This is a genomic window from Spirochaetota bacterium (assembly GCA_004297825.1).
Classification (GTDB): Bacteria; Spirochaetota; UBA4802; order UBA4802; family UBA5368; genus FW300-bin19.
The window spans coordinates 1-9,638 of sequence record SCSX01000017.1 but is presented as its reverse complement, the minus strand read 5'-3'; the positions used below and the strand labels follow the sequence as shown (position 1 = coordinate 9,638).

9 protein-coding genes are annotated in these 9,638 nt (G+C 59.5%); 6 read left to right on the top strand and 3 right to left on the bottom strand.

Features of this window, described 5'->3' with window-relative positions:
• Nucleotides 1–505: 505 nt before the first annotated feature.
• Nucleotides 506–1,027 (bottom strand): DUF3332 family protein, encoded by a 522-nt coding sequence (locus EPN93_03485; GenBank protein TAL38902.1) that lies wholly within the window; start codon nt 1,025–1,027, stop codon nt 506–508.
• Nucleotides 1,028–1,183: 156 nt separating this feature from the next.
• Here EPN93_03485 and EPN93_03480 point away from each other — a divergent pair, with 156 nt between their 5' ends.
• The 3 genes from EPN93_03480 to EPN93_03470 are packed head-to-tail and all read left to right on the top strand — an operon-like array spanning nt 1,184 to nt 3,194.
• Nucleotides 1,184–2,482, top strand: a complete 1,299-nt coding sequence (locus tag EPN93_03480; protein ID TAL38901.1) for an exodeoxyribonuclease VII large subunit — start codon at nt 1,184–1,186, stop codon at nt 2,480–2,482.
• Complete coding sequence (xseB, locus tag EPN93_03475) at nt 2,460–2,756, top strand: exodeoxyribonuclease VII small subunit (protein TAL38900.1); 297 nt, start codon at nt 2,460–2,462, stop codon at nt 2,754–2,756. Before EPN93_03480 ends, xseB begins: the two co-directional genes overlap by 23 nt.
• Before the next feature lie 45 nt (nt 2,757–2,801).
• The gene (locus EPN93_03470; GenBank protein ID TAL38899.1) at nt 2,802–3,194 is read left to right on the top strand and encodes a hypothetical protein; all 393 of its coding nucleotides are present in this window, start codon (nt 2,802–2,804) and stop codon (nt 3,192–3,194) included.
• On the opposite strand, the gene lspA is transcribed toward EPN93_03470, so the two are convergent.
• Together lspA and EPN93_03460 are read right to left on the bottom strand one after the other, a co-directional pair.
• On the bottom strand, nt 3,188–3,778 hold the full coding sequence (gene lspA / locus EPN93_03465) for a signal peptidase II (protein TAL38898.1): 591 nt from the start codon (nt 3,776–3,778) through the stop codon (nt 3,188–3,190). The two genes, EPN93_03470 and lspA, sit on opposite strands and share 7 nt — an antisense overlap.
• Nucleotides 3,739–6,501, bottom strand: coding sequence for an isoleucine--tRNA ligase (locus EPN93_03460; protein ID TAL38897.1), 2,763 nt, complete (start codon nt 6,499–6,501; stop codon nt 3,739–3,741). Before EPN93_03460 ends, lspA begins: the two co-directional genes overlap by 40 nt.
• A gap of 194 nt (nt 6,502–6,695) precedes the next feature.
• Here EPN93_03460 and EPN93_03455 point away from each other — a divergent pair, with 194 nt between their 5' ends.
• The 3 genes from EPN93_03455 (at nt 6,696) to EPN93_03445 (ending at nt 9,601) form a co-directional block, all read left to right on the top strand.
• Nucleotides 6,696–7,325 carry a hypothetical protein gene (locus tag EPN93_03455; GenBank protein ID TAL38896.1) on the top strand — a complete coding sequence of 210 codons (630 nt, stop codon included), beginning with the start codon at nt 6,696–6,698 and terminating at the stop codon, nt 7,323–7,325.
• Between the two features lie 78 nt (nt 7,326–7,403).
• Nucleotides 7,404–8,021, top strand: coding sequence for a hypothetical protein (locus EPN93_03450; GenBank protein TAL38895.1), 618 nt, complete (start codon nt 7,404–7,406; stop codon nt 8,019–8,021).
• Nucleotides 8,022–8,077: 56 nt separating this feature from the next.
• The gene (locus EPN93_03445; GenBank protein ID TAL38894.1) at nt 8,078–9,601 is read left to right on the top strand and encodes an NCS2 family permease; all 1,524 of its coding nucleotides are present in this window, start codon (nt 8,078–8,080) and stop codon (nt 9,599–9,601) included.
• Nucleotides 9,602–9,638: the final 37 nt, after the last annotated feature.

The following is a 9,638-nucleotide window of genomic DNA, read 5'->3' as shown; positions in this document are numbered from 1 at the left end:
GCCATCGCGACGAAGCGCTACCTGCACGAGCTGCTGCGCGATTCGGCCGGAAGGCATAATTATGTTCGGTTCCCCCATTATGCCATCGGCCAAAGGAGCACAGAGGGCATTCTGTGCTGGGAATTCTACTGGGGGGGCACCGAAAACCACCCGAAAAGGGCCTCCCCCACAAAAATACTCCGCCGCACCGCCTCACATTAGGCATCTCATCTCCACACGCACACCAAACCAGGGGTAAGGTATGCCCATTTACGCCCATCTTCCCGGAAAACAATTCACACTCAGCGTGCGCATAAACGCGGAAAAGGCGTACAGTTGCACGCGGATGACAGCCGCTTACATGGTACACGCGCGTGCGTTCGCCCGTAAGCGAATCGGCACCCTCCCCTTTCCGCTGCATTAACTGCTATAAAAGCGGCGGGATGAAAATGAACACGGTTTCGGCGGCAGGGTATACGGAATAACCGGCACTACCCTGCCGCCGAAACGCCGGGGAAGGCCGGTATTACCGGATCGCAACCCGTTCCACGCTGCTGTCGGGGAAGATAAGGTTTACGAAGTCGATGTTGCCCTCTTCCATCTGGGCCACCTTGACGTTCTGTTCGGGCGTTTCAATGTACCATCCCAGGGTGTCGGGCTCGTACACCAGGGCGACCGCGCGTCCCGCGTTCACGCCGCTCATCTGGCGAATATCGAAGCGGTTCCTCGTTGCCGTAATCTCGAAGGCTTCATTGTGCGCCATGACGATCTGGGTTTCCGATTCGCCGGGCGCCATGGCGAGCGGGTTTGACCCCGTCCAGAACTCCAGGGTATTGAGAATCAGGAAGTCGATGATGCCGCATATTTCGTACACGGGAACTATCCAGAGCAGCAGGTGCACGATGCTGCGCGCCCACTGGTTGCCGATAGTGCCGTTCCACCGGTACACCTTGTGCCACAGGATATAGCTCCCGTAGCAGCTGATCATTGCGCCGCAGGAGATGCACAGGACGAGTGCGAGCGCTACCAGCCTGAATGACCTTTTCATTAATGGTCCCCCTTTTTTGATATTACCTCATGCTAAGCCCGGTAAAAGATAAATGCAAACAGATAATCGAGCCTGCGGACGCCGGATGCCGCGTTTTTTCACCTTCGCTCAAATTTGTGTTGAAGAAATGCTCTTTTCCATTCTAAGGTTTCGCCGATGGGCGACAAGGTATATACGATAAGCGAGCTTAACCGGCTGCTTAAAAAAAGCGTCGAGGGAAATCCCGAGTTCACCTCGATCTGGATTAAGGGCGAGATTTCCAACGTCACGTACCATTCGTCGGGCCATATCTATTTCTCCCTCAAGGACGAGGGGGCCGTGCTCTCGGCGGTGTTCTTCAAATACGCGAACAGGGCGCTCACCTTCAGGCTCGAAGAGGGAATGAGCCTCCTGGTCTTCGGTTCGGTCACGGTGTTCGAGAAGCGCGGGAGCTACCAGTTCATCGTCGCTCAGCTCCGTCTCGAGGGAGTCGGCGAGCTTCAGAAGCGCATCGACCAGCTCAAGAAGAAGCTCATGGCGGAGGGGCTGTTCGATCCCGCCCGCCGCAGGAAGCTCCCCTTCTTGCCGAAGCGCATCGGCGTGGTGACCTCCCCGACCGGGGCGGCGATACGCGATATCATCAAGGTCGCCCTCCGGCGCTTCCCGAACCTGGAAATCGTGCTCGCGCCGGCAATCGTGCAAGGCGCGGGCGCGGTCGAGTCCATCGTGCGCGGGATCGAGGAGCTCAACCGGTCGGAATGGAATATCGACGTCATACTCTGCGGGAGGGGCGGGGGTTCGTTCGAGGACCTTATGGCCTATAACGAGGAGCCCGTGGTACGGGCGTTCGCCGGATCGCGCCTACCCATCGTTTCCGCGGTGGGTCACCAGGTCGATCACCCGCTTTCCGATGACGCCGCGGACTATGCGGCGCCTACCCCCTCCGCGGCAGCGGAGATCGCGGTCCAGGTGAAATCGGAGCTCGTCGATGAAATAGATTATTTACTGGGGAAATGCGAAAGCCTGCTCCGGTCGCAGTTACGCGAGCGGCTGAACAGGGTGCAGGGGGTTTCCACCCTGCGGATTTTCCGGAACCCGCGCGAGATCGTGGACGCGCGCGAGCTGCTGCTTTCGGACGTGGAAATGCGGATGCTGGGCTCCATGAAGGATTCCATAGGCGCGGCGCGCGCGCGGCTATTGGTACTGCCCGACATCGCACGGGCGGCGGCGGGCGCGGTGAAGGACAAGGCGCACCGGTTCGGCATCGCGCTTGCCATGATCCAGAAGCTGTCGCCGCTGGGCGTGCTCGCGCGCGGGTACGCGATCGCCCGGAACGAGCAGGGCGCGGTGGTGAGGGCCGTCGGGCAGCTGCACAGGGATTCCAGGATATCGCTCCATCTCCATGACGGCGTGGCGGATTGCACGGTTAATTCAACGAGGGATGAGGTGACATTTGGAAAAAAAGCAGGCAGCTAAGGCAAAGCTTACCTTCGAGGCGGCGCTCGCGGAGCTCGAAAAGATCGCGCGCGTGCTCGAGGACGGGAGCCTTGGACTCGAGGAATCCATCGCGGAGTTCGAAAAGGGTATTCGACTGGCGAAGTTCTGCCATGAACGGCTCGAGGACGCGGAGAGAAAGATCGAGATTCTCCAAAAGGGGGCCGATGGACGGGTTGACGCGAAGAACGTGAAGGTCAAGGAAGATACCGGGGAAATCGAGGACGACGAAGACATGCAGGGGTCGCTGCTGTAGTCCGGAGCGCTCCCGGGGCGCACTGATATTACTGGGGAAAACACCATGAAAAAACGCCATTTCATTCCAATAGCCGCACTGGTTACGATTTTCGCGCTGGGCGGCTGCAAGTCGAATAAGGCGCTCTCTTTCTGCGAGGGCGTTTCGCAGGAGGGCAAGGGCGTGAAATGCGGAACTGTGTTTACGACCGGGGATGTCACCGCCGTGATCGAGATAAAGGATAATTTCGAAGTCGAGAAGCTCGATGTGAAGGTATACGAGCAGAAGAAGAACAAGGACGAGCTGGTTGAAACGGTGACACTCAACGTCGCACAGGACAAGAAAAGCGCGAACCTGAACCTGTCATTTTATAACGAGGGCAGATACCGCGTCGAGGTACGCGGCAAGGAAGGAAAGGCCATCGCCGAGAACGCCCTTGAGGTCACGGACTCCTACTGATCCGCGGTCCCCTCCCGCTTCATTCTTCTTTCCTCGAGGTAATAAAAAACCAAGAGCATCACCGCCCCCACGACTATCGCCGCGTCGGCCACGTTGAACGCGGGCCAGCGGTACACGTTGTCACTCCCGATGTAGATGAAATCCACCACACCGGGCCTTCCCGACACCCTGTCGATGATATTGCCCAGGGCGCCCGAGATTATGAGCGCCATCGCGGAGCAGAATACCAGGTTCTTTTTCTTTTCCAGGACGTAGTACGCGACCATGAGGGCCAGCACCAGCACGGAGACCGAAAGGAAAAAGCTCTGGTATCCCTGCATGATACCGAAAAGCCCGCCCTTGTTGTACAGGAGGATCAGCTGAACGAAACTTCCCAGTACGTTTATCCGCTGGTGTTCGAACATGCTGGATACCACGAGGTACTTGGTTACGATATCGAGTACGAGTGAGGCGCTGAGTATCGCCCCCGCTATAAGATGCTTTTTCATGTGTGCCGCTCCTGGTGCCGGTAAAAATTCATTAATGGCCGCCCGCCGCGCGGGCCCTAGCCGAGTTTCTTTACGATCGCCGTGCAGCGCGGGCATATTTCGGGATGGGCGGGGTCGCTTCCCAGGCCGTCCGAATAGTTCCAGCACCGCACGCACTTGCCGCCCTTCGCCTTGCTCACCCCGACCGACGCGTTTTCGTAATCGGTCATCCCGGGCTGGACGGAGTCGTGCAGCGCGAGCCCCGAGACCTGGAAGAAGCGCATCGCCTCCTCGCCCATTTCCCGGAGCATTGCCCGCGTCTTCTCGCTCTTCACGTACAGGTCGATCTGGGCCTCGAGGGAGTTGCCGATAATTTTTTCCTTTCTCGACGTCTCCAGGGACTTCAACAAATCCTTTTTCGTGTCGATGAGATCCTGCATCCGCGCCCGCACGGATTCGTTATCGTAGCGCCCGTCGATTTTCCAGTACGCCTGCTCATGCACGCTGCCGGTACGGCCCAGGAAAGACCAGACCTCCTCGGCGGTGAAGGCGAGGACGGGGGCCACCAGGCGGACGAGCGTTTCGAGTATCTCGTGGAGCGCGGTCTGATTGGACCTGCGCTTCTTCGAATCCCTGAGCTCGACGTAGAGGATGTCCTTGGATATGTCGAAATAAAGGGACGAAAGCTCGACTGCGCAGAAATTGAGTATTTTCCGATACACGAGGTGGAACTCGAACTTCTCGTAATGTTCCACGACCTGCTTCGAAAGCTCGTACAGGTTGCCCAGGATCCACTTGTCGATGTCCAGGAGCTCGTCGTAGGGAAGCGCGTCCTTTTCGGTGAAATCCGAAAGGTTGCCTATGATGAACTTCAGGGAGTTGCGGATCTTCCTGTAGGAATCCGCGTTCTGGTTCATCATGTCCATGCCCATGCGCACGTCGCTGCGGTAGTCCTCGGACGAGACCCACAGCCGGATGATGTCCGCGCCGAACTTCTTGATGAGGTCCTCCGGCGGGATGACGTTGCCCTCCGACTTGCTCATGGCCTTGCCCTGGTCGTCCAGCAGGAAGCCGTGCGTGAGCACGGTGTCGTAGGGCGCGCGTCCCCTGAGCGCGATCGCGGGCCATAGCGAGGACTGGAACCATCCGCGGTGCTGATCGCTTCCCTCGAGGTACAAGTCGGAGGGCCAGCGGTGTTCCTTCCATCTGTCGAGGACGGCGAAGTGCGATACGCCCGAGTCGAACCATACGTCAAGGATATCGAACTCCTTCTGGAACTCGGTGCCGCCGCACGAGCAGACAGTGCCCTTGGGAACGAGCGAAGCGATGTCGTCGGTGTACCAGGAATCGATGCTCTTCTCGAGCGAGAGCTTCGAAAAGTGCGCGATCGTATCGGCGGTCATGAGGTTAGTGCCGCATTTCACGCATTTGAAAGACGGGATGGGCACGCCCCAGGAGCGCTGGCGCGAGAGGCACCAGTCGGGCCGGGTCTCCACCATCCCCTTGAAGCGCTGATAGCCCCACTGCGGGATCCACTGCGTATCGTCGGTCGCCTTAAGCGCGGTCTTGCGGAGATCCTCATGATCGACCATGAAGAACCACTGCTCCGTCGCGCGGAAGATGAGCGGGTTCTTGCAGCGCCAGCAGTGCGGGTAGCTGTGCGAAATCTCGTTGGTGAAGATGAGGGCGCCGATACTCTTTAACAGCTCCACGACCTTCGGGTTTGCGTCGAACACGTTCACACCCTGCATCTCGGGAAAGTCCGCGGTGAAGCGGCCCTCGTCGTCGACGGGACAGTAGACGTCCAGCCCGTTCTCCAGGCCGATCACGTAGTCCTCCATGCCGTGCCCGGGTGCGATGTGCACGATGCCGGTGCCCTGTTCCAGGGTCACGAAATTCCCGAACAACACCTTCGATTCGCGCTTGATGAAGGGGTGGTTAACCTTGAGCTTCGCGATCTGCGCGCGGGAAACGGGGACGCCCGCGCCCTTCGTAAGGCCTGATATCTGCGCCATGCTGTCGGCGAGGCCGTCGGCCGCGATGTAGTACGCGTTGCTGAACTTCCAGGCCGAGTAGGGAAAATCGGGATGGAAGCATACGGCAAGGTTGGCCGGCAGGGTCCACGGCGTGGTGGTCCAGATCGCCACGAAGAGCTTGTCCTTATCGACGCCCTGTATATCGGCGGAGCCCGGATCGACTTTGAACTTCACGAATATGGACGGCGACGAGTGGTCGTGGTATTCGACCTCGGCCTCGGCCAGCGCCGTCACGCAGGTGGGGCACCAGTAGATGGGCTTTTTCCCGCGCGTGATGAATCCCTTCCGGAACAGCTCGCCGAAAATCTCGATGATCTTGGCCTCGTACGCCGCGGCCATGGTCAGGTACGGGTTCTCGTAGTCGCCGAACACCCCAAGGCGCTTGAACTCCTCCATCTGGATCTTCACGTATTTTTCCGCGTAGGCGCGGCATTGTTTCCGAATGTCGATCTTGGGGGCGAGCTTCGCCTTCTCGCCCATCTGCCGGGTGACGTGGAGCTCTATGGGAAGCCCGTGGCAGTCCCAGCCCGGGACGTAGGGTGCCTTGAAGCCCATCATGGTCTTGTGCTTCACGATGATGTCTTTCAGTATCTTGTTGAGCGCGTGGCCCAGGTGAATGTTGCCGTTCGCGTAGGGCGGCCCGTCGTGCAGTATGTAGAGCGGGGCGTCCTTGCGCGACGCCAGTATGCGCCCGTATATCTTGTCCTTCGCCCAGCGCGCGAGCATCTCGGGCTCGCGGGTGGGGAGATTCGCCCTCATCGGAAAATCGGTGGTGGGCAGGTTGACCGTTTTTGAATAATCCATGACATCCTCGCGTGCAAATTGAAATTCAAGACACACAATCGTGAAAGTGTTTTGTCAATATATTTTTCCCCCGTCAGGTTATTTTGACCATTGTGTGAAAATTACTTTGACAGCACCCTCGCGGCAAAGATAGGATTTTGGGGGCCGATACGAACACGGGCGGGCAGGGGCGCCCGGCAAGGGAGGGAGCGGAAATGACGGTATTGGACAAGCTGGCGTCCGCGCAGGGACGCAGGGACGACGAACCGAACAGGGAGCTTGCACGCGCGATCGCCGCGAAAAAGGACGCGAGGGCCGTCGCCGAGCTTGCCGAAAACCTTTCCAACCCGGAGAAAAGCATCCGGGGCGACTGCATCAAGACGCTCTATGAGATCGGTTATGTCGCGCCCGCGCTCATAGCGTCGCATGCCGATGCCTTCATCGCGCTCCTTGACTCCGGCGACAACCGGATGGTGTGGGGGGCCATGATCGCGCTTTCCACCTTCGCCGGAATAAGGGCCAGTGATTTATTCAAGGCATCCGAACGTATCGTGCAGGCGATGGAAAAGGGTTCGGTCATCACCGTGGATGCGGGGGTGAAGGTGCTCGCCGGGGTCGCCGCTGCGGACGTGCGGTCCGGCGCCCGGGTCTTCCCGCTGCTTCTCACCCACCTCGCGAACTGCCGCCCCAAGGAAGTAGGCCAGCACGCGGAAACGGTGCTCGTCGCGGTGAACGCAAAGAATAAAAAGGCGTTCATCGAAACGCTCGAAGCCCGGATCGAGCACCTGAGCGCGGCGCAGAAGGCGCGGGTTGCGAAGGTGATCAAGAAGGCGCAGGCGAGGTAAGGAGCGCGCGCTCGAGAGCGCGCCTGTCGCCGCACGAGCCGTCTGGCATTTCATTGAATCCAATCGGAGGATACGTACATGAAGAGGCACGCGTTGCTGTTATGCATCCTTGCCGCAGCACTGGTCTCCTGCGCGGGCACGCAGGCCGTAATCGTGAAGGACGGAGGCGCCGCGCTGTACAGCGGCCCCGATCCGCTGTCGGGCACGCTTGGCTTTGTATTGCCGAAGAGCGCGCGCGTGGAGGTGATGGAACGGAGAGTAATTGCGGGTGTGCCGGGTGACCGCGCTTTCTGCCTGGTGAAGATCGGTCCCACGGAGGGCTGGCTGCAGGAACAGGACATCGCCGCGCTCACCGGGACGGAGCCCGCGGTCGAGGCGGCCTTCATCGCCGCGGGGAACAATACGGCGTTCATCTACCTTGAGCTCGATTCAAACGGAACGTTTATGTTCCATTTCCAGAGCATGCTGGACCTCAAGGGGCCCATGACATTCCAGGGGACGTGGACCTCGATCGAGAACGCGTACAGGATGGAGTTTCCCCGGAACGACAGGAGGATCGTTCCGGCAAACGGGTTCAGCGGCTTTTTTGACACAAAAGCGAATGCCGCGTATTCCATGCCCGACGTGTTCACGCTTGTCTTGAAAAAGGACGTTGCGTCCATCACGGTATGGAACGTGGTGTGCCGGAAGATATAATCGGCGCATGAAAAACAGTATCGCCGGATGATCACGCATTTTTCAGGAGGACGCACATGACTCAGGGAGGCTTCCGGGTCCCCTTCTTCGCGCGGGGCGACATTGACGGATTCATCGGCCTGTTCATCGACAACCTGGTGAACCTGATTCTCATCACGGGGCTCTGTCTTTCGATAGGCATGCCCGCGGACGTCGTGTTCGGGAAGATCATGCCGGGGGCGGCGCTCTCGGTGCTCGCGGGGAACCTGTTCTACTCGTGGCAGGCGCGCCGGCTCGCGATGCGCGAACAAAGGCTCGACGTGACTGCGCTCCCCTACGGTATCAACACCGTGAGCCTCTTCGCGTTTTTCTCATTTATTATAGCGCCCATCTACATCCACACGAAAGACGCGGACCTGGCATGGAAGGTAGGGGTCGCGAGCTGCTTCATAAGCGGCTTCTTCGAGGGGGTGGGCGCGTTCGTGGGAGAGCGCATCCGCCGCATTACGCCGCGCGCCGCGCTGCTCTCCACGCTTGCGGGGATCGCGCTCGTCTTCATCGCGCTCGCGAACACGATCCCGCTCTGGGAAAAGCCGCTCATCGCGTTCGTGCCCATGGCCTTCATTCTCATGGAATATTTTTCGCGCGTAAAGCTTCCCTTCCGCATCCCCGCCGGCCTTTACGCGCTCGCTACCGGCGGCGTCATCGCCTGGGGCATGGGCGCGATGAGCCCGGAGGCACTCGTCGAATCGACGAAGAACGTGTCCTTCTACGTTCCCGTCTTCGCCCTCCCGCAGATCATCGACGGATTCGCCGACGTCGCGCCCTACCTGGGCATATCGGTCCCCATGGGCGTGATCGCGTTCTTCGCGACGATCCAGAACCTGGAATCGGCGGCAGCGGCGGGGGACGATTATCCCGCGATGCCCGCGCTCGCGATGAACGGGATCGGGACAATGGTGGGGTCGATATTCGGGTCTCCCTTTCCCACGACCGTGTATATCGGACACCCCGGCTGGAAGGCGATGGGCGCCCGTGGCGGCTACTCCGTGCTGAACGGCGCCGTGATGTCCCTCATCTGCTTCACGGGGCTCATGAGCGTGATCGTCGCGCTCATCCCGCTCGAGGCGGGCTACCCGATACTCCTCTGGATCGGGATCGTGATCACCGCGCAGGCGTTTCAGACTACGCCCGCCGCGCACGCGCCCGCGGTCGCGCTCGGGCTTTTGCCCGCGATCGCCGCCTGGGGGCTTTCGCTACTGCGCCAGTATATCAACGCCGATGGCAGGTATTCGCTCGAGGAGGTGAATGCCCTTATCGCGAAGACCGCGCCGCAGCTCAAGGGGATCACGACCTTCGCCGAGGGCCCGCTCCTGTCCGCGATGTTTCTCACCGCGGTCGGGGTGTACCTCGTGGAAAGGGATTTTCTCAGGGCGAGCCTGTGGGCCCTCCCGCTTGCGGTGTGCGCGTTTTTCGGCGTCATCCACGCGCCGGCGGTTGGCGTGAACATGGCGCCGGGGCTTACGGTGGGGTATGGGCTTTTTGCGGGGGTGATGCTGTTGGTTTTTTTACATCAAAAAAAGAATAATATTTTATGTTAATAAACGTATAATGTATGAACACATCAACTTGATTTTA

Coding starts and splice junctions, on each gene's coding strand:
- EPN93_03455 (TAL38896.1), top strand. CDS start 6,696: ATGACGGTATTGGACAAGCTGGCGTCCGCGCAGGGACGCAGGGACGAC.
- EPN93_03470 (TAL38899.1), top strand. CDS start 2,802: ATGAAAAAACGCCATTTCATTCCAATAGCCGCACTGGTTACGATTTTC.
- EPN93_03480 (TAL38901.1), top strand. CDS start 1,184: ATGGGCGACAAGGTATATACGATAAGCGAGCTTAACCGGCTGCTTAAA.
- EPN93_03445 (TAL38894.1), top strand. CDS start 8,078: ATGACTCAGGGAGGCTTCCGGGTCCCCTTCTTCGCGCGGGGCGACATT.
- lspA (TAL38898.1), bottom strand. CDS start 3,778: ATGCCCGCGCTGCACGGCGATCGTAAAGAAACTCGGCTAGGGCCCGCG.
- EPN93_03460 (TAL38897.1), bottom strand. CDS start 6,501: ATGGATTATTCAAAAACGGTCAACCTGCCCACCACCGATTTTCCGATG.
- EPN93_03450 (TAL38895.1), top strand. CDS start 7,404: ATGAAGAGGCACGCGTTGCTGTTATGCATCCTTGCCGCAGCACTGGTC.
- EPN93_03485 (TAL38902.1), bottom strand. CDS start 1,027: ATGAAAAGGTCATTCAGGCTGGTAGCGCTCGCACTCGTCCTGTGCATC.